This window comes from Citrobacter sp. wls708, assembly GCF_005281255.1.
Lineage (GTDB): Bacteria > Pseudomonadota > Gammaproteobacteria > Enterobacterales > Enterobacteriaceae > Citrobacter > Citrobacter werkmanii.
The window spans coordinates 20345-40064 of the sequence record NZ_SZXE01000018.1; the positions used below are offsets into that span (position 1 = coordinate 20345).

The following is a 19720-nucleotide window of genomic DNA, read 5'->3' on the forward strand; positions in this document are numbered from 1 at the left end:
AAAGAATCATTAGCTTGAGAGTAATAATTGAAGTAACCATTTGTGACGATGATCAATTCACGCCGGGAGGGAGGAGGAAGCGGGTAACGCAACCCGCTTGCGGAAAACTAGCTTTGTGCCGCCAGGCGCTGGCGGATCTGTTCGAAGTGCTCACGGTTAAACAACTTCCCGTTGAGAAAACGGGTTTTCAGCTCTCCTTCCTGCTCTTGGACCCAGGTTTGTTCATCATGCAGACGCAATTCTCCTTGCTCATCACGTACTACGCGAAGCAAACCTCGGGCCGAGCGCTTTAAGCCGTTATCGGTTTTTGGCTCTTTAAAAATCGTCCGCCCCTTGCCGTCGACTTCGCCCCACGTTGCCTTCATCGCAAAACCGAAGGTGTCACGCGTGTTGTACTGATAGGTAAAAGAACCCACGCCAAACACCACATTTGAACTGGCAAATCCTTTCGCTTCCAGGCGGCGCAGGATCTCATTCGCCCGCTCAAGGGTGATGGAATCGCCATAAATCAGCCCCACATGTGGGTCGAGCACCTTGTAGCCTTTGGCGTTAACCGTGCCGCCAAATATCTCCCACAGCACCTCCACAGAGCCTTTCTCCTGTGCCGTACGATCGGCTCGTGTATCCTCATCCGCGCCAGTACCGCACAGGATCTCAACCGGATTACCGCTGTCCGGGCGGAAAACCACCCGTCCCTCGCGCGCCAGAATGATGTTCTTCAGCTCACGGGTGTACTCCGTCAGTACCTGCCAGTAATCCCACGTATCAGAGACAATCGACACAAATCCCTGCGGGTAGAGATCGGCAATCAGGCGGCGGAAGGTTTCAATCTCATGTTCACGTTCCCCCATACACATCACGCTGTGCTCGGTCGCCGGAATGCTGGCGCCGATAAAATAGGGCTCGCCGTCGGTATAATAATCCCGGGCGTAGAGAAGCGACGGAATGCTGTCAGTGCCTTTAAAACTCAACAAGTGACCGCTGCCCGCCTGCATGGTGTCCTGCAATCCGGCCATACCACGAAATGAAAAGTCATGGCACTGGAAGTCGAGGTGCGTCAGGTCGCTACAGGTTTTCTGTGCCCAGCGCGCGCAAATTTTACGATAGTGATGAGCGATTGTGGCGTTTGTTGACGCCTTCCACAGTTCTGCCGACAGCACGGTCTCCAGGTAATTCACCAGCCAGAAAAACTCAGGTTGGGTGTTGATGATAGTTAAAACTGGCACCGTCATCGGCACCTTGCTGCCTTCATCCAGCGCTTTGATGTGCAACGGCAGATAGCCCAACTGATGCAGGGCGCGGATATGATCAACCGCTACCGCATCTTTGCCGAGGTAGCTGTCCATGACCTGTTTGTATTCGCTGACCACCTCGTCTTCCGGACGGGCAAAGAATGCCTCGTTAAACAAATCAACCAGAAACCACTGCAGAAAACCTTGCAGGCCAAAAAACACCAGTTTGCCATCCGCCAACGGCGAGGAGAAAAAGCGATCGCTGCGCGGAGTAAAGTTGGAATACACGCGGCTGGTTCCTTGCGGATACTGTACGCGGTGAGAAACTTTGTAGCCGTCGATAGCCAGAATCGGGTTCATTTTCATAATCAGTATCTCCCTCAGGCGCGGTAAATCGCGTCAATGTCGATAAGCTCAAGCTGCGGATGTTCCAGCGTCGGGGCTGCGAAAGAGGTGGTGGTGTAGATAGCATCAATACCGTTCGCAAACAGGTGTTCAACGCCCTTAGAGAAAATACCGTGGGTGATATACAGGCAGACGCTACGGGCACCTGCATCACGGAGTACCTGCGCAGAACCAATGAACGTACCGCCAGCGTCACACAGGTCGTCAACAATCAGCATATCCCGGCCCCTGACGTCTCCGGCGACTAAAGCAAATCCCGTCAGCTTGCCGCTTGCCACATCGCGTTTTTTGCTCAGGACGGCGTACTCCGCTACACCGACCGCTCTGGCAACGGCATCAATTTTCTTCAGCGATCCGGCATCGGGGGCGACCAGCATTAGCGCTTTTTGCCGGAACTGCCGCTGCAAGGTCGCGCTGTGCAGCAGGCAAGTCTCTTGTGAAATCGCCACAAAATTATTGATAGCTGCCGCCGCCGCGTCACTGTGTGGATCGAGCACCTTCACCCTATCGAATTGCAGCGTATTAAGCTGGCTGGCAAAGACTTTCAGCGCAAAGCTATCACCCACCACCATATGGCGATCCTGACGAGCCCACGGTAACCAGGGAAGTTCGAGATGACTGACCAGCACATCCGTTTGATGGCGAACCGCCTCCACCAGTTGCGCCAACAGCATAAAGTCGTTCATATCGCGCATCGCCGTCGCACGAATGCGCATCAGGCGAGCAAAGGGTGGTAATGCTTCAGTAACCTTCAACCAGACGGCGCCATCAGGAAAAACACCGTGTGTCATTCCGTAGCTCTGGTCGTCCAACGTTAGTGTCAGTTTTATGTTCATCACGCTCACCCCTTAATTGTGTCCCTTCGACACAATTAATAATGTCCCTAAGACACATATAAAGCAAGCACAAAGTGCATTATTTTTAGGACATCGCATAATCCACTGATAAATAATAAGAAAAAACGAACCTTGCCCCCCGGTATTGGGCTGGTACACTTGTGGGCGTTGCAAATCATCGTGAGTACCTTATGACCACCGAAACCGACTACCTGAATCAATACGATGCCCGCCGCTTTCCCACACCACTGGTGACGGTCGATAGCGTGCTGTTTACCCTGCATCAACAGGCGCTGTGCGTATTACTGGTTGAACGAGCAAACCAGCCGCAAAAAGGGCGTTGGGGATTACCAGGTGGCTTCATTGATATCGAGCGCGATGACTCCACTCGCGCCACAGCGCTGCGCAAGCTCACTGAAAAAACAGGGGTTTTGCCTTCGTGGCTGGAACAACTGGATACTTTTTCCGGCCCGGATCGCGACCCGCGCGGCTGGAGTCTGACAGTCGCCTGGTTTGCGCTTATCGCCTGGGTAGACTGTGCGCCGCACATCGCCAGCGTCAGCAATGCCCGTTGGGTGCCGGTTGATGAGCTGAAAAATTATTCACTCGCGTTCGACCACGGAGACATCATTACGGCGGCCCTGCATCGCTTGCGGCAAAAAACGATGTACTCACTACTGCCCGTATACTGCTTGCCGGAGACATTTACCCATGGGCAACTGCTCGAAGCCACCGAGGTGATCCTCGGTCAGTCGATCCAGCGTAAAAGTCTGATTCGCCGCTTTGAAGCGTCAGGAATGTTTGAAGATACCGGAGAAAGCGTAGCGACAGGGACGCGTAAAGCTCGCCTGTGGCGACGAAAGCCCGACGTCGATTTTCATTTTTTCTCGCGTAACCTGCTGACTGACTAGCGACAAAATCACATATTGGCTAACCCGCAAGCGCTGCGCGCGGTATAGTTATTCTTTCCGATTATTAATTGCTCTGGTGTTATGGTTGAAATCACGTCCACAGAAATGATCCCACCTACTGATGATTCGCGAGAATTCCGCCCTATGCGCGGTATCAGTAACCGCCATTTGCAGACAATGCTGCCGCGTTTAATTCGCCGCAAGGTGAAGTTCGACGCCCATTGGCAGCGTCTGGAATTACCCGACGGTGACTTTGTCGATCTGGCATGGAGTGAAGATCCGCAACAGGCGAAGCACAAACCGCGCCTGGTGGTTTTTCACGGTCTGGAAGGCAGTCTGAACAGCCCGTACGCACATGGCCTGATTGAGGCAGCGCAAAAGCGCGGCTGGCTGGGCGTGGTGATGCATTTTCGCGGCTGCAGCGGCGAACCAAATCGTCTCAACCGTATTTATCATTCTGGTGAAACAGAAGATGGCACCTGGTTTTTACATTGGCTGGAACGCGAGCTTGGTCGTGTGCCGACCGCGGCGGTCGGCTATTCACTCGGCGGGAACATGCTTGCCTGCCTGCTGGCCAAAGAAGGCAACGATATTCCCATTGATGCAGCGGTTATTGTCTCTGCGCCTTTCGTGCTGGAAGCCTGTAGTTACCATATGGAGAAGGGGTTCTCACGCGTCTACCAGCGCTATCTGCTCAATCTGTTGAAAGCTAACGCCTCGCGTAAGCTACAGGCCTATCCGGGTTCGTTGCCGGTGAGTCTGACCCAGTTGAAATCCCTGCGTCGCATTCGTGATTTTGACGATCTCATCACTGCCAAAATCCACGGTTTTGCCGATGCTATAGACTATTACCGCCAGTGTAGCGCCATGCCATTGCTTAATCAGATCGCCAAACCGACGCTGATTATCCATGCCAAGGACGATCCGTTTATGGATCATCACGTGATCCCTGAACCGGAAAACCTGCCCTCACAGGTGGAGTATCAGTTGACTGAACACGGCGGACACGTCGGATTTATTGGCGGCACAGTGCGCCGCCCTGAGATGTGGCTGGAATCCAGAATTCCCGACTGGCTGACAACGTATCTGGAGGCGTCATCATGATTATCCCCTGGCAAGACATCTCCCCGGACGCGCTGGACAATCTGATTGAAAGCTTTGTCTTGCGCGAAGGTACCGATTATGGTGAACATGAACGTTCGCTCGAACAAAAAGTCGCCGACGTCAAACGCCAACTACAATCAGGTGAAGCCGTCCTGGTGTGGTCCGAACTGCATGAAACGGTCAACATCATGCCGAGGAAGCAGATTCACCAGTAATTCGTAGCCGACGGCCGACTATAATAAAAAATCAACCTATTCATGGAGTTGTTATGTCTGCCAAACATCCGGTGATTGCGGTAACAGGATCCAGCGGCGCGGGGACCACCACCACCAGCCTCGCGTTTCGTAAAATTTTCGCGCAGCTAAATCTGCGCGCCGCCGAGGTGGAAGGTGACAGTTTTCATCGCTATACACGTCCGGAAATGGATATGGCGATTCGCAAAGCGCGCGATGCCGGGCGACATATCAGTTATTTCGGGCCCGAAGCCAATGACTTTGGTCTGCTGGAACAAACCTTCATTGAATACGGCCAGACGGGAAAAGGTCAGTCGCGTAAATATCTGCACACCTACGATGAAGCCGTACCGTGGAACCAGGTCCCGGGAACGTTTACCCCCTGGCAGCCATTGCCTGAACCGACGGATGTCCTGTTCTATGAAGGGCTACACGGCGGCGTCGTCACCCCACAGCAAAATGTGGCCCGGCATGTCGACCTTCTGGTCGGCGTAGTGCCGATCGTTAACCTGGAATGGATCCAGAAACTGACCCGCGATACCAGCGAGCGTGGACACTCGCGTGAAGCGGTGATGGACTCGGTTGTGCGCTCAATGGACGATTACATCAATTACATCACGCCGCAGTTTTCCCGTACGCACATTAACTTTCAGCGCGTACCCACCGTCGATACCTCAAACCCCTTTGCCGCCAAGAGCATTCCGTCGCTGGATGAAAGCTTTGTGGTCATTCATTTTCGTAATCTGGAAGGGATCGACTTTCCGTGGCTTCTGGCCATGCTGCAAGGCTCATTCATTTCCCACATCAATACATTAGTCGTACCTGGCGGCAAAATGGGTCTGGCGATGGAATTGATTATGCTGCCGCTGGTCCAGCGATTGATGGAAGGTAAAAAGATAGAGTGAGGTACGGAATGTGCCCGATGGCGCTACGCTTATCGGGCCTACGAATCGGTATCGTCCTGTAGGCCGGATAAGGCCAAGCCACCATCCGGCTTCACGTATTACGCAGCAACCACTTCATAGGAGTGGGTAATATTCACCGCCTTTTCCAGCATCAATGCCACGGAACAATATTTTTCCGCCGAGAGATCGACGGCGCGGGAGACCGACGCCTCTTTCAGATCGTTGCCGGTGACGATGAAATGCAGATTAATGTGGGTAAACAAACGCGGCGCTTCTTCACGGCGCTCAGAGGTGAGCTTCACTTCGCAGTTGGTCACATCCTGACGACCCTTTTGCAGGATCGACACCACATCGATGGCGCTACAACCGCCTGCAGCCATTAATACCATTTCCATCGGGCTCGGCGCTTTATCACCGGAGTTACCGTCCATCAAAATTTGGTGGCCAGAGGCGGACTCACCGAGGAAGGTTAACCCCTCAACCCACTTTACACGCGCTTGCATATTTCGTAACTCCAATGTTTCAATTTTCCTGACAGATTACGCGTACATAACAATTCTCGCAACGGAAGGCGACCTGCGTCATGCTGAAGCGAGACACCAGGAGACACACGGCGAAAGCTATGCTAAAACAGTCGGGATGCTACAGTAATACATTGACGTACTGCATGTATGCAGAGGACATCACATTACAGGCTGCAGTATATTTTTAGTAGCCCCCTTCCCAGGTAGCGGGAAGCACATTTTTGCAAACCCAGAGGCAGCGTCGTTTTCTGGCTCTGGAGACAGCTTATAACAGAGGATAACCGCGCATGGTGCTTGGCAAACCGCAAACAGACCCGACTCTCGAATGGTTCTTGTCTCATTGCCATATTCATAAGTACCCATCGAAGAGCACGCTGATTCACCAGGGTGAAAAAGCGGAAACGTTGTATTACATCGTTAAAGGCTCAGTGGCAGTGCTGATCAAAGATGAAGAAGGGAAAGAAATGATCCTTTCTTATCTGAATCAGGGCGATTTTATTGGTGAATTAGGCCTCTTCGAAGAAGGCCAGGAACGTAGCGCTTGGGTACGGGCCAAAACCGCATGTGAAGTCGCTGAAATTTCCTACAAAAAATTTCGCCAATTAATCCAGGTCAACCCGGATATTCTGATGCGCCTGTCTTCTCAGATGGCTCGTCGCCTGCAGGTCACGTCTGAAAAAGTAGGCAACCTTGCCTTCCTCGACGTCACCGGCCGTATTGCCCAGACTCTGCTGAATCTGGCAAAACAGCCTGACGCGATGACTCACCCGGACGGTATGCAGATTAAAATCACCCGCCAGGAAATCGGCCAGATCGTTGGCTGCTCCCGTGAGACCGTTGGTCGTATTCTGAAGATGCTGGAAGATCAGAACCTGATCTCCGCTCACGGTAAGACCATTGTCGTTTACGGCACACGTTAATCCCATCGAAATGGCGCGTTACCCGGTAGCGCGCCATTTTTGTTTGTTCCGATGTGGCGAAGACTGATTTATCACCCCGAGATCAACTACGCACTACGGCAGACGCTGGTGCTGTGTTTACCTGTGGCCGTCGGTCTTATCATTGGTCAGCTTCATCTGGGGCTTCTGTTTTCCCTCGTCCCTGCCTGTTGCAACATTGCCGGTCTTGATACCCCGCATAAACGCTTTTTTAAACGTTTAGTTATTGGCGCATCGCTGTTTGCCGGTTGCAGCCTGATCATGCAGTTACTGCTGGCGCAAGATATACCACTGCCGCTCATCCTCACCGGCCTGACGCTAATTCTTGGCGTAACCGCCGAGCTAAGCCCGTTGCATGCGCGACTGCTGCCAGCCTCACTCATCGCGGCAATTTTCACGCTAAGCCTTGCCGGGAACATGCCCGTCTGGGAGCCATTGCTGATCTATGCACTGGGTACGTTGTGGTACGGTCTGTTCAACTGGTTCTGGTTCTGGATGTGGCGTGAGCAGCCACTGCGTGAATCGCTTAGCCTGCTGTACCGCGAATTAGCCGATTACTGTGAGGCCAAGTACAGTCTGCTGACCCAGCATGCCGATCCAGAAAAAGCGCTGCCTCCGCTACTGGTTCGTCAACAAAAAGCGGTGGATTTGATTACCCAGTGCTACCAGCAAATGCACATGCTGTCGGCGCATCACAATAATGAATACAAGCGACTGTTGCGTGCCTTTCAGGAAGCGCTCGATTTGCAGGAACATATTTCAGTTAGCCTGCATCAGCCGGAAGAGGTGCAAAAGTTGGTCGAGCGAAGCCACGCGGAACAGGTGATTCGCTGGAACGCGCGCACCGTCGCCGCCCGCCTGCGCGTCCTGGCCGATGATATCTTGTATCACCGATTACCGACCCGTTTCTCAATGGAAAAGCAGATTGGCTCGCTGGAGAAAATCGCCAACCAGCATCCGGATAATCCGGTAGGACAGTTTTGCTACTGGCACTTCAGCCGTATCGCCCGCGTGCTACGGACCCAGCGCCCGCTGTATGCCCGAGATTTGATGGCGGACAAACAGCGGCGGTTGCCGTTGATCCCGGCGCTGAAAAACTATCTGTCGTTGAAATCCCCGGCGCTGCGTAACGCCGGGCGCATCAGCGTCATGCTGAGTATCGCCAGCCTGATGGGCAGCGCCTTACATCTGCCTAAACCTTACTGGATTTTGATGACGATCCTGTTCGTCACGCAAAATGGCTATGGGGCGACCCGGGTGCGTATTTTGCATCGTTCGGTGGGTACGCTCGTCGGACTGGTGATTGCGGGCGTTACATTGCACTTTCATATTCAGGAAGGTTTCACGCTGGCAGGCATGTTGCTGATCACGTTAGGCAGCTATCTGATCATTCGCAAAAACTACGGCTGGGCCACCGTCGGCTTTACGGTTACGGCGGTATACACCCTGCAACTGCTGACGCTGAACGGGGAACAATTTATCGTGCCGCGGTTTGTCGACACGGTGATTGGCTGCTTAATCGCCTTTGGCGGCACGCTCTGGCTGTGGCCACAGTGGCAGAGTGGTCTGTTGCGTAAGAACGCCCACGATGCGTTAGAAGCCGACCAGGAGGCTATTCGCCTGATCCTCAGCAACGATCCGCAGGCCACGCCGCTGGCGTATCAACGCATGCGGGTCAACCAGGCGCATAACACGCTGTTTAACTCACTGAATCAGGCAATGCAGGAGCCGGGATTCAACTCGCACTATCTGGCGGATATGAAACTGTGGGTCACGCACAGCCAGTTTATTGTCGAACACATCAACGCGATGACCACACTGGCAAGGGAACATACGATGCTGACGCCGGATTTGGCGCAGCGGTATCTGGAGTCCTGCGAAATTGCGCTCCAGCGCTGTCAGCAGCGGCTGGAGTATGACGGACCGGGAAGCTCGGGCGATGTGAATATTCTCGAAGCGCCTGAAATGCTGTCCCACGGTCCATTAAGCACCCTGGAGCAGCATCTGCAGCGAATATTGGGGCATCTGAACACCATGCACACCATTTCGTCGGTAGCATGGCGTCAACGACCCCACCACGGGATCTGGCTTAGCCGTCGGTTGCGGGACATGAAAGGTTAAGATCGGCTGCCGGATGCGCTACGCTTATCCGGCCTACGAATCACACCTTACCCTGTAGGCCGGATAAGGCGCTCGCGCCGCCATCCGCAATCAGGCAATCAACCAATCAGCCCACCACCTTCGCTACCGCCTGCGCGAAACGCTGCATCCCTTCCTCGATATCCGCATCTTCCACCACCAGCGACGGCGCGAAACGCATCACGTCCGGCCCGGCATTCAGCACCATCACCCCATCGTGCGCGGCGGCGTAGAGGAAATCGCGCGCCCGGCCTTTAAACTGCGGCTTCAGCTCGGCGCCAATCAGCAGCCCCATGCCGCGAATATCGCTGAAAATATCGAACTGCTGATTAAGTTTCTGCAAATGATGCACAAACGTCTGACGTTTGCCCTGAATACCTTCCAGCACTTCCGGGGTGTTGATGATATCAAACGCGGCATCTGCAACCGCACAGGCCAGCGGATTACCGCCGTAAGTGGAACCGTGCGAACCCACGTGGAACGCGGAGGCAATTTCCTGAGTGGTCAGCATGGCGCTCACCGGGAAACCGCCGCCGAGCGCCTTGGCGCTGGTGAGGATATCCGGCGTCACGCCGTAGTGCATATAGGCAAATAAATCGCCGGTACGCCCCATCCCACACTGCACCTCATCAAAGACCAGCAGCGCCTGGTGCTGGTCGCAAAGTTCACGCAGACCTTGCAGGAATGCCGGGGTTGCCGCAGTGACGCCGCCTTCTCCCTGAATGGGCTCCACCACCACCGCGCAGGTGTGATCGTCCATCACCGCTTTGACCGCATGCAGATCGTTAAACGGTACATGGATGATATCCGCCGGTTTTGGTCCAAAGCCGTCGGAATATTTCGGTTGCCCACCGACAGATACGGTAAACAGCGAACGACCGTGAAACGCATTATGGAAGGCGATGATTTTGGTTTTGAACGGGCTGTGGCGCACGCAGGCATAATGACGCGCCAGCTTAAAGGCGGTTTCGTTAGCTTCGGTGCCGGAGTTCATAAACAGCACGCGTTCAGCAAAGGTCGCATTGATGATTTTACGACCTAAGCGCAACGCTGGTTCGTTGGTGAAAACGTTACTGGTGTGCCACAGGGTTTCGCCCTGGGTTTTTAACGCCTCAACCAGCACCGGATGGCAATGCCCTAACGCGGTAACTGCAATGCCGCCCGCGAAATCAACATACTCTTTGCCTTGTTGATCCCAGACCCGACTCCCTTTTCCTTTTACCGGGATAAACTCAGCCGGTGCATAAATCGGCAGAATTACTTCATCGAATGTCGCGCGCGTAATCGCAGTTTGTTCAGTTGCCATGTCATTACCACCCTGTTAAGCAGAAATGCTAGTGAAATTATAATCACAAAATATGAATAAAAAATCACTGAATAGCAACCATAAATCACCGTTGGAGGAAATTATCCAGCAGCTGATGCCCCTGTTCGCTGAGAATACTCTCCGGGTGAAACTGCACGCCTTCCAGATCCCACTCGCGGTGGCGAATGCCCATTATCTCTTGTGTTTCACTCCAGGCCGTCACTTCAAAGCAGTCAGGAAGCGTTTCGGGGGCAACCACCAGAGAATGGTAGCGTGTCACGGTTAATGGGTTGGCGAGTCCCTGAAAAACCCCCTGCCCGTTATGCGTAATCGGCGAGGTTTTACCATGCATCACTTTTGCTGCCCGAACCACGGTCGCGCCAAACGCCTGCGCCATCGCCTGGTGACCAAGACATACACCCAGCAGGGGAATTTTGCCCGCAAAATGGCGAATAACATCCAGCGAGATACCGGCATCATCCGGCGTGCATGGGCCGGGGGAAATCACGATTTTTTGCGGATTCAGCGCGTCGATTTGCGACAGCGTCAGCTCGTCGTTACGCCTGACGAGGACATCAGCACCCAGTTCGCAGAAGTATTGGTACAGGTTCCAGGTAAAAGAATCATAGTTATCGATAAGCAGGATCATGGCGGCTCCGGTACATAAGAACCGCGCTATTCTACTCAGTTTCCGGGGCTTCGCTTACCACTTTACGAAATATCGCCCGCAGAGCGGTCAGGTCGCCCATCGCCCCGCTCTGGTTCGCCTGGTTCCACTCCTCAACCTGAATGTCATCCCAGCTCAGCATATACCCGGCATGGATCGCTAGCTGTTCGAAGAAAATACGCTGCGCGAGACCGCTACCAATACGAAACGGATGCAGCACATTGATTTCGCAATAATAGTGCGCAAGGCGGTCGACGAATTTTTCTTCCGGCAATCCCACCAGCCAGGACTCCTCTTCCAGGTCCTGCATCAGCGCATTGCCCTCTTTCTCGATATAGGCGAAATGGCAAAAGCGAGTATCGCCCTGGTAGATATCAACTTCCCGCAGTTGTCCCGCCCAGTCGAAAATATCCTGGTATAACTGGCGATGAATGGCGCACAGGTGTGGCAGGCCACGCTTTAGAGGCCCCAACTCAACCGTCGCGGCGCGCAGTGCTGTTAATTCGTATGCCGCTTGTGCCAGACGCTGGGCCTGATGGATCCCCAGGCGGTTACGCATCACATTCAGACCGGGGTACAGATAAGGGTCGCGTCCATCACCGAATTTATCGCTCATAGTGCCTCCTCAACTCATCCAGACGCGCCAGGGCGTCTTCCGCACTCAGAGTAACCCGTGGAATATCCACGCCTTCCAGTTGTCGACTTCCCTGGAAATTGACATTACGCCGTTGCTCCCAGAGCCTGGACTTTTGTTTATCGGTGAGTTTTTTCACGTGACCTCCCTGAATGTAAGCGGCACTTGCCACAAGTATAAGCAGCAATTTCGGGTTACGCAGAGAAGGGAGAGAACGCGGGCAGGAACTGCCCGCGCAAAATACGATTACGGCAGGACTTTAGCAGAAAGGATAACAATCGGTTTTGACGGGACATTCTGGTAAGGACCAACATCATGGGTCTGTACCTGAGAGATCTTATCTGCAACATCCATACCTTTCACAACTTTACCGAACACAGCATAGCCAAAGTCGCGTTGGCCATGATCGAGAAAAGCGTTGTCTGCAATGTTGATAAAGAACTGGCTGGTCGCGCTGTCTTTATCCGCTGTACGCGCCATCGCAATCGTACCGCGGGTATTACGCAGACCGTTATCGGCTTCATTCTTGATTGGCGGGTTAGGTTTCTTCTGCTGCATCTGCTCGGTGAAGCCGCCGCCCTGTACCATAAAGCCTGGGATCACACGGTGGAACGTGGTGTTGTTATAAAAACCACTGTTCACATAATCGACAAAGTTTTGCACTGAAACCGGGGCTTTCTGGCTGTTCAGCTCCAGCTCGATGTTACCAGCAGAGGTGGTCAGCAGGACATGTGGGTCACCTTTTGCTGCCAGTGCTGCAGGAGAGAGCGCGGAAAGAGCGAGAACAGCTGCAACAGCCGCCAGAGTCGATTTGAGCATGAGAAGTCCTTAACAAGAGCAGAAATGAAGCAAGTGAAGTGATTCTAAAGAGCCTTCAAGGACAAGGCCATCCCTTTACTTAATTTTACGTATCTGAAACAAATGTAACTGCATAACCGGAATATTCATTGTGATCCAGCTCACATACAAAATGTAACGGAGCAAGTTATTGCCATTAAATATTTAAATACGTCACTAAAACGCCTAAAATCTGCCCGCTCACGGCGCAATCAATGCGTCTTACACTTCTATACAGGCCAGTCATGACTAACAGCAATCGCATTAAGCTCACATGGATTAGCTTTCTCTCCTACGCCCTGACAGGCGCGTTGGTAATTGTCACCGGGATGGTGATGGGAAATATCGCAGATTACTTCCATTTGCCCGTTTCCAGTATGAGTAACACCTTCACCTTCCTGAATGCCGGCATCCTGATTTCTATCTTTTTGAATGCCTGGCTGATGGAAATTGTGCCCCTGAAAACCCAGTTGCGCTTTGGCTTTATCCTGATGGTTCTGGCGGTCGCCGGACTGATGCTCAGCCATAGCCTGGCCTTGTTCTCAGCAGCAATGTTTGTACTGGGGCTGGTGAGCGGTATCACCATGTCGATTGGTACGTTCCTGGTCACACAGATGTATGAAGGTCGCCAGCGCGGTTCCCGCCTGCTGTTTACGGACTCCTTCTTCAGCATGGCTGGCATGATCTTCCCGATGGTGGCGGCATTTCTGTTAGCGCGCAGCATCGAATGGTACTGGGTTTATGCCTGCATCGGCCTGGTATATGTTGCCATTTTCCTGCTGACCTTCGGTTGCGAATTCCCGGCGCTGGGCAAACACGCGCAGCAGTCAGACGCACCGGTAGTAAAAGAAAAATGGGGCATTGGCGTACTGTTCCTGTCCATTGCGGCTCTGTGCTACATCCTCGGCCAGCTTGGTTTTATCTCGTGGGTGCCGGAATATGCCAAAAGCCTGGGCATGAGCCTGGGTGATGCGGGTAAACTGGTCAGCGACTTCTGGATGTCTTACATGGTTGGTATGTGGGCGTTTAGCTTTATTCTGCGTTTCTTCGATTTGCAGCGCATCCTGACGGTACTGGCGGGTTTGGCCACCGTCCTGATGTATCTGTTTATCACCGGTACGCCGGAGCATATGCCGTGGTTCATTCTGACGCTGGGCTTCTTCTCCAGCGCGATTTATACCACCATTATTACCCTCGGTTCCCAGCAGACGAAGGTCGCCTCACCTAAACTGGTTAACTTCATTCTGACCTGCGGCACCATCGGTACCATGCTTACTTTCGTCGTCACTGGCCCGATCGTCGCTCATAGCGGTCCAATGGCGGCACTGCAAACAGCTAACGGCTTGTATGCCGTTGTGTTTGTGATGTGCTTTATCCTTGGGTTTGTTACGCGCCATCGCCAGCATAACGCGCCGGCCACGCATTAATCACTCTGCCGGATGGTGTCCTCACCATCCGGCACATCCCTGGCATCCCTTCCTCCATTGGTGATGTAGGCCAATTCATACAAAAACCCCTTAATTTGTGCGCTTTTTATACAAACACGAAAAGCCAGTCAATTCCGTAACTTATAAAAATGTAGGTAAATCAGTTATATACCTCTTAAGGAGTATATGAGGGCGAATTTGATTTGTATCAATAAGCGGGGTAGCTGAATCGTTAAGGTAGGCGGTAATAGAAAAGAAATCGAGGCAAAAATGAGCAAAGTCAGACTCGCTATTATCGGTAATGGTATGGTCGGCCATCGCTTTATTGAGGATCTTCTTGATAAATCCGACGCTGCCAATTTTGATATTACCGTCTTCTGTGAAGAACCCCGCAAAGCGTACGACCGCGTACACCTGTCTTCCTACTTCTCCCACCACACCGCCGAAGAGCTTTCTCTGGTGCGCGAAGGATTCTATGAGAAGCACGGCGTTAAGGTATTAGTCGGCGAGCGCGCAATTACCATCAACCGCCAGGAGAAGGTGATCCACTCCAGCGCGGGTCGTACGGTTTATTACGATAAGCTGATCATGGCGACCGGCTCTTATCCGTGGATCCCGCCGATTAAAGGTTCGGAAACTCAGGACTGCTTCGTTTACCGCACCATTGAAGACCTCAACGCCATTGAGTCTTGCGCGCGCCGTAGCAAACGCGGTGCTGTCGTCGGCGGTGGCCTGCTGGGCCTGGAAGCCGCCGGTGCGCTGAAAAACCTCGGCGTTGAAACCCACGTGATTGAATTCGCTCCGATGCTGATGGCTGAACAGCTGGATCATATGGGTGGCGAGCAGTTACGTCGCAAAATTGAAAGCATGGGCGTGCGTGTGCACACCAGCAAAAACACGAAAGAGATTGTCCAGGAAGGCGTCGAAGCGCGCAAAACCATGCGTTTTGCCGATGGTAGCGAACTGGAAGTCGACTTTATCGTTTTCTCTACCGGTATTCGTCCACGCGACAAACTGGCTACCCAGTGCGGTCTGGACGTCGCTCCGCGCGGTGGGATCGTGATTAACGACACCTGCCAGACTTCTGACCCGGACATCTATGCCATCGGCGAATGCGCCAGTTGGAACAACCGTGTATATGGTCTGGTGGCTCCCGGCTACAAAATGGCGCAGGTCGCCGTTGACCATATCCTCGAAACCGAAAACGCCTTCGAAGGCGCAGATTTAAGCGCCAAGCTGAAGCTACTCGGCGTTGACGTTGGCGGGATTGGCGACGCGCATGGCCGCACACCGGGTGCGCGCAGCTACGTTTACCTCGACGAGAGCAAAGAAGTCTACAAACGCCTCATTGTCAGCAAAGATAACAAAACGCTGCTCGGCGCGGTTCTGGTGGGCGACACCAGCGATTACGGCAATCTGCTGCAACTGGTGCTGAACGCTATCGAACTGCCGGAAAACCCGGACTCGTTGATCCTGCCAGCACACGCGGGCAGCGGTAAACCCTCTATCGGTGTCGATAAACTGCCGGACAGCGCGCAGATTTGTTCCTGCTTCGACGTCACCAAAGGCATGCTGGTTGCTGCTATCAATAAAGGTTGCCACACCGTTGCGGCGCTGAAAGCTGAAACCAAAGCCGGTACCGGCTGCGGCGGGTGTATCCCGCTGGTAACGCAGGTCCTGAACGCTGAACTGGCGAAACAGGGTATTGAAGTTAACAACAACCTGTGTGAACACTTCCCGTACTCGCGTCAGGAACTGTTCCATCTCATTCGCGTAGAAGGCATTAAAACCTTCGAAGAGTTGCTGGCAAAACACGGGAAAGGCTACGGCTGTGAAGTGTGTAAACCTACCGTCGGTTCCCTGCTGGCCTCGTGCTGGAATGAGTACATTCTCAAACCTCAGCACACGCCGCTGCAAGACACCAACGACAACTTCCTGGCGAATATCCAGAAAGACGGCACCTACTCCGTGATCCCGCGCTCCGCTGGCGGTGAAATCACACCGGAAGGTCTGGTGGCCGTGGGACGTATCGCACGTGAATTTAACCTGTATACCAAAATCACCGGTTCTCAGCGTATTGGCCTGTTCGGCGCGCAGAAAGATGACCTGCCGGAAATCTGGCGTCAGTTGATTGAAGCTGGTTTCGAAACCGGTCATGCCTATGCTAAAGCGTTGCGTATGGCGAAAACCTGCGTGGGCAGCACCTGGTGCCGCTACGGCGTGGGCGATAGCGTCGGTTTCGGCGTCGAGCTGGAAAACCGCTACAAAGGCATCCGTACGCCGCACAAGATGAAGTTCGGTGTCTCTGGCTGTACCCGTGAATGCGCGGAAGCCCAGGGCAAAGACGTGGGTATCATCGCCACTGAAAAAGGCTGGAACCTGTACGTTTGCGGTAACGGCGGGATGAAACCTCGTCACGCCGATCTGCTGGCGGCAGATATCGATCGTGAAACGCTGCTGAAGTATCTCGATCGCTTCATGATGTTCTACATCCGCACTGCCGACAAACTGACCCGTACCGCACCGTGGTTAGACAACCTGGAAGGCGGCATTGAGTATCTGAAATCGGTCATCATCGACGACAAGCTGGGCCTGAACGAGCATCTGGAAGAAGAGATGGCCCGTCTGCGTGAAGCGGTGGTATGCGAGTGGACAGAAACCGTTAACACCCCATCCGCGCAGGTTCGCTTCAAGCACTTCATCAACAGCGACAAACGCGATCCGAACGTCCAGGTGGTGCCTGAACGTGAACAACATCGTCCGGCAACGCCTTATGAGCGTATCCCGGTGACTCTGGTGGAGGAGAACGCATGAGCCAGTGGCAAAACATCTGCAAAATCGATGACATTCTGCCTGCAACAGGCGTCTGCGCCCTGTTTGGTACTGAACAGGTCGCAATTTTCCGCCCGTATCACAGTGACCAGGTGTTTGCGATCAGCAACATCGATCCGTTCTTTGAGTCCAGCGTGCTTTCTCGTGGCTTGATCGCTGAGCATCAGGGCGAACTGTGGGTTGCCAGCCCGCTGAAAAAACAGCGCTTTCGTTTAAGCGACGGACTGTGCATGGAAGACGAACAGTTCTCCGTGAAACATTACGAAGCGCGCGTGAAAGACGGCATGGTGCAGTTGCGCGGTTAATAAACTTTTGGGAGGCGCAACGCCTCCCCTTTTTTGTATTTTTTTCATTTTAATTGTTATCACAAAATCATTTGTACTGCATCGCGGCGGCAACCGAGCAAATCCCCAGGAGCATAGTTCACTATGTGACTGGGGTGAGCGAGGGCAGCCAACAAAGAGGCAGTGCAAAGGATGAAGTGAGAAAAGGATAATCAAATGTTTACTGACACTATTAATAAGTGTGCAGCTAATGCTGCGCGCATCGCACGCCTGTCGGCTAATAACCCGCTCGGATTCTGGGTCAGTTCGGCAATGGCAGGGGCCTATGTCGGTCTCGGCATCATTCTTATTTTCACCCTCGGCAATCTGCTCGACCCGTCCGTACGTCCTCTGGTAATGGGTGCAACCTTTGGTATCGCCTTAACGCTGGTCATTATCGCGGGTTCTGAACTGTTTACCGGTCACACCATGTTCCTGACGCTCGGCGTCAAAGCGGGCACCATCAGTCACGGTCAAATGTGGGCAATTTTACCGCAAACCTGGCTGGGTAATCTGGTCGGTTCCGTGTTTGTCGCTCTGCTTTACAGTTGGGGTGGCGGCAGCTTGTTGCCGGTAGATACCAGCATCGTCCATTCGGTTGCACTGGCGAAAACCACCGCGCCTGCGACGGTACTGTTCTTCAAGGGCGCACTGTGTAACTGGTTGGTTTGTCTGGCAATCTGGATGGCAATCCGTACCGAAGGCGCAGCAAAATTCCTCGCTATCTGGTGGTGTCTGCTGGCGTTTATTGCTTCCGGCTACGAACACTCGGTTGCCAACATGACGCTGTTTGCCCTCTCCTGGTTCGGCCACCACAGCGAAGCTTATACCCTGGCCGGAATTGGTCATAACCTGCTGTGGGTGACACTCGGTAATACTTTGTCCGGTGTCGTATTCATGGGATTGGGTTATTGGTATGCTACGCCAAAATCGGAGCGTCCGGCTCCGGCAAAAATCAATCAGCCAGAGGCTGCTGCCAATAATTAAGGGGTAATGTCGTGGATCATTTGCCTATATTTTGTCAACTACGTGACCGTGACTGCTTGATCGTCGGCGGTGGTGATGTCGCAGAACGCAAAGCGCGGTTATTGCTGGAAGCGGGCGCCCGTTTAACGGTTAATGCGCTGGCGTTTATTCCGCAGTTCACCGTATGGGCAAATGAAGGCATGTTGACGCTTGTTGAGGGACCGTTCGATGAATCCCTGCTCGATCCTTGCTGGCTGGTTATCGCCGCCACCGATGACGATGTCGTCAACCAAAGCGTCAGCACCGCCGCAGAATCACGCCGTATTTTCTGCAACGTGGTCGATGCGCCAAAAGCAGCCAGTTTTATCATGCCCTCCATTATCGACCGCTCGCCGCTGATGGTGGCGGTCTCCTCTGGCGGCACTTCGCCGGTGCTGGCCCGTCTGCTACGTGAAAGACTCGAATCCATACTGCCTCAGCATCTTGGCCAGGTCGCACAGTATGCGGGCAAGCTGCGTTCCCGGGTTAAAAACCAGTTTGCCAGTATGGGTGAACGTCGCCGCTTCTGGGAAAAATTGTTCATTAATGACCGCCTGGCGCAGTCGCTGGCAAACAACGATCGGAAAGCTGTCGAGGAAACCACCGAGCAGTTGCTCAGCGAACCACTGGATCACCGTGGTGAAGTGGTGCTGGTTGGCGCCGGTCCTGGCGATGCCGGGCTACTAACGCTGAAAGGGCTGCAGCAGATCCAGCAAGCCGACGTAGTGGTTTATGACCGTCTGGTTTCCGACGATATTATGAACCTCGTGCGCCGCGATGCGGACCGGGTATTCGTCGGTAAACGCGCGGGTTACCACTGCGTACCGCAGGAAGAAATCAACCAGATCCTGCTGCGTGAAGCGCAACAAGGCAAGCGCGTGGTACGACTAAAAGGTGGCGACCCGTTCATCTTTGGCCGCGGTGGTGAAGAGCTGGAAACGCTTTGCCACGCCGGTATTCCATTCTCCGTCGTACCGGGTATTACCGCAGCTTCCGGTTGCTCCGCTTATTCTGGTATTCCACTGACCCATCGCGATTACGCGCAAAGTGTTCGTCTGGTTACCGGACACCTGAAAACCGGCGGCGAGCTGGACTGGGAAAATCTGGCGGCAGAGAAACAGACGCTGGTGTTCTATATGGGACTGAATCAGGCGGCCACAATTCAGGAAAAACTGATCGAATTTGGCATGCAGGCCAATATGCCGGTTGCGCTGGTAGAAAACGGTACCTCCGTGAAGCAACGCGTCGTCAACGGTGTGCTGACGCAACTCGGGGAATTAGCGCAACAGGTTGAAAGCCCAGCGCTGATTATCGTCGGTCGCGTGGTTGGACTACGCGATAAGCTGAACTGGTTCTCGAATCATTAATTGAATGTAAATACATGCCCTGATATTCAGGGCATGTATTTATCATCCTGCAGAAATAAATAATAAACGAAATACGCTACATGCTCACTTCAGCA

18 protein-coding genes and 1 pseudogene are annotated in these 19720 nt (G+C 53.4%); 11 read left to right on the forward strand and 8 right to left on the reverse strand.

Going from position 1 to position 19720, the window contains the following annotated elements; genetic code table 11:
* Positions 1-107: 107 nt before the first annotated feature.
* Both FDW97_RS13420 and prs read right to left on the reverse strand, forming a co-directional pair.
* Positions 108-1598 (reverse strand): nicotinate phosphoribosyltransferase, encoded by a 1491-nt coding sequence (locus FDW97_RS13420; protein ID WP_137351164.1) that lies wholly within the window; start codon positions 1596-1598, stop codon positions 108-110.
* 14 nt (positions 1599-1612) lie between these two features.
* Positions 1613-2473 (reverse strand): ribose-phosphate diphosphokinase, encoded by an 861-nt coding sequence (gene prs, locus FDW97_RS13425; RefSeq protein ID WP_121529635.1) that lies wholly within the window; start codon positions 2471-2473, stop codon positions 1613-1615.
* A 191-nt stretch (positions 2474-2664) separates the two neighbouring features.
* Here prs and FDW97_RS13430 point away from each other — a divergent pair, with 191 nt between their 5' ends.
* The 4 genes and pseudogenes from FDW97_RS13430 to FDW97_RS13445 all read left to right on the forward strand — a co-directional run bounded on the left by FDW97_RS13430 (position 2665) and on the right by FDW97_RS13445 (position 5626).
* On the forward strand, positions 2665-3384 hold the full coding sequence (locus FDW97_RS13430) for an NUDIX domain-containing protein (protein WP_137351165.1): 720 nt from the start codon (positions 2665-2667) through the stop codon (positions 3382-3384).
* 44 nt (positions 3385-3428) lie between these two features.
* Positions 3429-4488, forward strand: a pseudogene (locus FDW97_RS13435) (hydrolase).
* Entirely contained in the window at positions 4485-4703 is a 219-nt protein-coding gene (locus FDW97_RS13440) for a YheU family protein (RefSeq protein WP_087856300.1), read from the forward strand. Before FDW97_RS13435 ends, FDW97_RS13440 begins: the two are co-directional and overlap by 4 nt.
* 53 nt (positions 4704-4756) lie before the next feature.
* Positions 4757-5626, forward strand: coding sequence for a phosphoribulokinase (locus tag FDW97_RS13445; RefSeq protein WP_003827751.1), 870 nt, complete (start codon positions 4757-4759; stop codon positions 5624-5626).
* A gap of 98 nt (positions 5627-5724) precedes the next feature.
* Here the strand turns inward: FDW97_RS13445 and FDW97_RS13450 are convergent, their stop codons facing one another.
* The gene (locus tag FDW97_RS13450) at positions 5725-6129 is read right to left on the reverse strand and encodes an OsmC family protein (RefSeq protein WP_006687378.1); all 405 of its coding nucleotides are present in this window, start codon (positions 6127-6129) and stop codon (positions 5725-5727) included.
* A gap of 308 nt (positions 6130-6437) precedes the next feature.
* On the opposite strand from FDW97_RS13450, the gene crp reads away from it, so the two are divergent.
* Together crp and FDW97_RS13460 are read left to right on the forward strand one after the other, a co-directional pair.
* A complete protein-coding gene (gene crp, locus FDW97_RS13455) occupies positions 6438-7070 on the forward strand; it encodes a cAMP-activated global transcriptional regulator CRP (protein ID WP_000242758.1) in 633 nt (210 codons plus the stop codon).
* 51 nt (positions 7071-7121) lie between these two features.
* Positions 7122-9209 (forward strand): YccS/YhfK family putative transporter, encoded by a 2088-nt coding sequence (locus tag FDW97_RS13460; RefSeq protein ID WP_087856299.1) that lies wholly within the window; start codon positions 7122-7124, stop codon positions 9207-9209.
* 106 nt (positions 9210-9315) lie between these two features.
* On the opposite strand, the gene FDW97_RS13465 is transcribed toward FDW97_RS13460, so the two are convergent.
* The 5 genes from FDW97_RS13465 to ppiA form a co-directional block, all read right to left on the reverse strand.
* Entirely contained in the window at positions 9316-10533 is a 1218-nt protein-coding gene (locus FDW97_RS13465; protein WP_137351166.1) for an aspartate aminotransferase family protein, read from the reverse strand.
* 85 nt (positions 10534-10618) lie between these two features.
* Positions 10619-11182 carry an aminodeoxychorismate synthase component 2 gene (gene pabA, locus FDW97_RS13470; protein WP_038634811.1) on the reverse strand — a complete coding sequence of 188 codons (564 nt, stop codon included), beginning with the start codon at positions 11180-11182 and terminating at the stop codon, positions 10619-10621.
* A gap of 31 nt (positions 11183-11213) precedes the next feature.
* Positions 11214-11816, reverse strand: a complete 603-nt coding sequence (locus FDW97_RS13475) for a putative adenosine monophosphate-protein transferase Fic (RefSeq protein ID WP_069323811.1) — start codon at positions 11814-11816, stop codon at positions 11214-11216.
* Positions 11806-11973: a YhfG family protein gene (locus FDW97_RS13480; protein ID WP_137351167.1), complete on the reverse strand. Its 168-nt coding sequence runs from the start codon at positions 11971-11973 to the stop codon at positions 11806-11808. Before FDW97_RS13480 ends, FDW97_RS13475 begins: the two co-directional genes overlap by 11 nt.
* Before the next feature lie 107 nt (positions 11974-12080).
* Positions 12081-12653, reverse strand: coding sequence for a peptidylprolyl isomerase A (ppiA, locus tag FDW97_RS13485; RefSeq protein ID WP_003023595.1), 573 nt, complete (start codon positions 12651-12653; stop codon positions 12081-12083).
* A gap of 263 nt (positions 12654-12916) precedes the next feature.
* On the opposite strand from ppiA, the gene tsgA reads away from it, so the two are divergent.
* From tsgA to cysG, 5 genes are all read left to right on the forward strand, one after another.
* On the forward strand, positions 12917-14098 hold the full coding sequence (gene tsgA, locus FDW97_RS13490) for an MFS transporter TsgA (protein ID WP_038634817.1): 1182 nt from the start codon (positions 12917-12919) through the stop codon (positions 14096-14098).
* A 270-nt stretch (positions 14099-14368) separates the two neighbouring features.
* The gene (gene nirB / locus FDW97_RS13495) at positions 14369-16912 is read left to right on the forward strand and encodes an NADPH-nitrite reductase large subunit (protein ID WP_061381016.1); all 2544 of its coding nucleotides are present in this window, start codon (positions 14369-14371) and stop codon (positions 16910-16912) included.
* Positions 16909-17235: a nitrite reductase small subunit NirD gene (nirD, locus tag FDW97_RS13500; RefSeq protein ID WP_137351168.1), complete on the forward strand. Its 327-nt coding sequence runs from the start codon at positions 16909-16911 to the stop codon at positions 17233-17235. The genes nirB and nirD overlap by 4 nt, the downstream gene beginning before the upstream one ends.
* Positions 17236-17430: 195 nt before the next feature.
* A complete protein-coding gene (gene nirC, locus FDW97_RS13505) occupies positions 17431-18240 on the forward strand; it encodes a nitrite transporter NirC (RefSeq protein WP_069323809.1) in 810 nt (269 codons plus the stop codon).
* Positions 18241-18251: 11 nt separating this feature from the next.
* A complete protein-coding gene (gene cysG, locus FDW97_RS13510) occupies positions 18252-19625 on the forward strand; it encodes a siroheme synthase CysG (protein ID WP_085048998.1) in 1374 nt (457 codons plus the stop codon).
* Positions 19626-19720: the final 95 nt, after the last annotated feature.

Bases quoted from the DNA above. Each gene is read 5' to 3' on its own strand.
- FDW97_RS13420 (WP_137351164.1), bottom strand. From the start codon at position 1,598: ATGAAAATGAACCCGATTCTGGCTATCGACGGCTACAAAGTTTCTCAC.
- prs (WP_121529635.1), bottom strand. From the start codon at position 2,473: ATGAACATAAAACTGACACTAACGTTGGACGACCAGAGCTACGGAATG.
- FDW97_RS13430 (WP_137351165.1), top strand. From the start codon at position 2,665: ATGACCACCGAAACCGACTACCTGAATCAATACGATGCCCGCCGCTTT.
- FDW97_RS13440 (WP_087856300.1), top strand. From the start codon at position 4,485: ATGATTATCCCCTGGCAAGACATCTCCCCGGACGCGCTGGACAATCTG.
- FDW97_RS13445 (WP_003827751.1), top strand. From the start codon at position 4,757: ATGTCTGCCAAACATCCGGTGATTGCGGTAACAGGATCCAGCGGCGCG.
- FDW97_RS13450 (WP_006687378.1), bottom strand. From the start codon at position 6,129: ATGCAAGCGCGTGTAAAGTGGGTTGAGGGGTTAACCTTCCTCGGTGAG.
- crp (WP_000242758.1), top strand. From the start codon at position 6,438: ATGGTGCTTGGCAAACCGCAAACAGACCCGACTCTCGAATGGTTCTTG.
- FDW97_RS13460 (WP_087856299.1), top strand. From the start codon at position 7,122: ATGTGGCGAAGACTGATTTATCACCCCGAGATCAACTACGCACTACGG.
- FDW97_RS13465 (WP_137351166.1), bottom strand. From the start codon at position 10,533: ATGGCAACTGAACAAACTGCGATTACGCGCGCGACATTCGATGAAGTA.
- pabA (WP_038634811.1), bottom strand. From the start codon at position 11,182: ATGATCCTGCTTATCGATAACTATGATTCTTTTACCTGGAACCTGTAC.
- FDW97_RS13475 (WP_069323811.1), bottom strand. From the start codon at position 11,816: ATGAGCGATAAATTCGGTGATGGACGCGACCCTTATCTGTACCCCGGT.
- ppiA (WP_003023595.1), bottom strand. From the start codon at position 12,653: ATGCTCAAATCGACTCTGGCGGCTGTTGCAGCTGTTCTCGCTCTTTCC.
- tsgA (WP_038634817.1), top strand. From the start codon at position 12,917: ATGACTAACAGCAATCGCATTAAGCTCACATGGATTAGCTTTCTCTCC.
- nirB (WP_061381016.1), top strand. From the start codon at position 14,369: ATGAGCAAAGTCAGACTCGCTATTATCGGTAATGGTATGGTCGGCCAT.
- nirD (WP_137351168.1), top strand. From the start codon at position 16,909: ATGAGCCAGTGGCAAAACATCTGCAAAATCGATGACATTCTGCCTGCA.
- nirC (WP_069323809.1), top strand. From the start codon at position 17,431: ATGTTTACTGACACTATTAATAAGTGTGCAGCTAATGCTGCGCGCATC.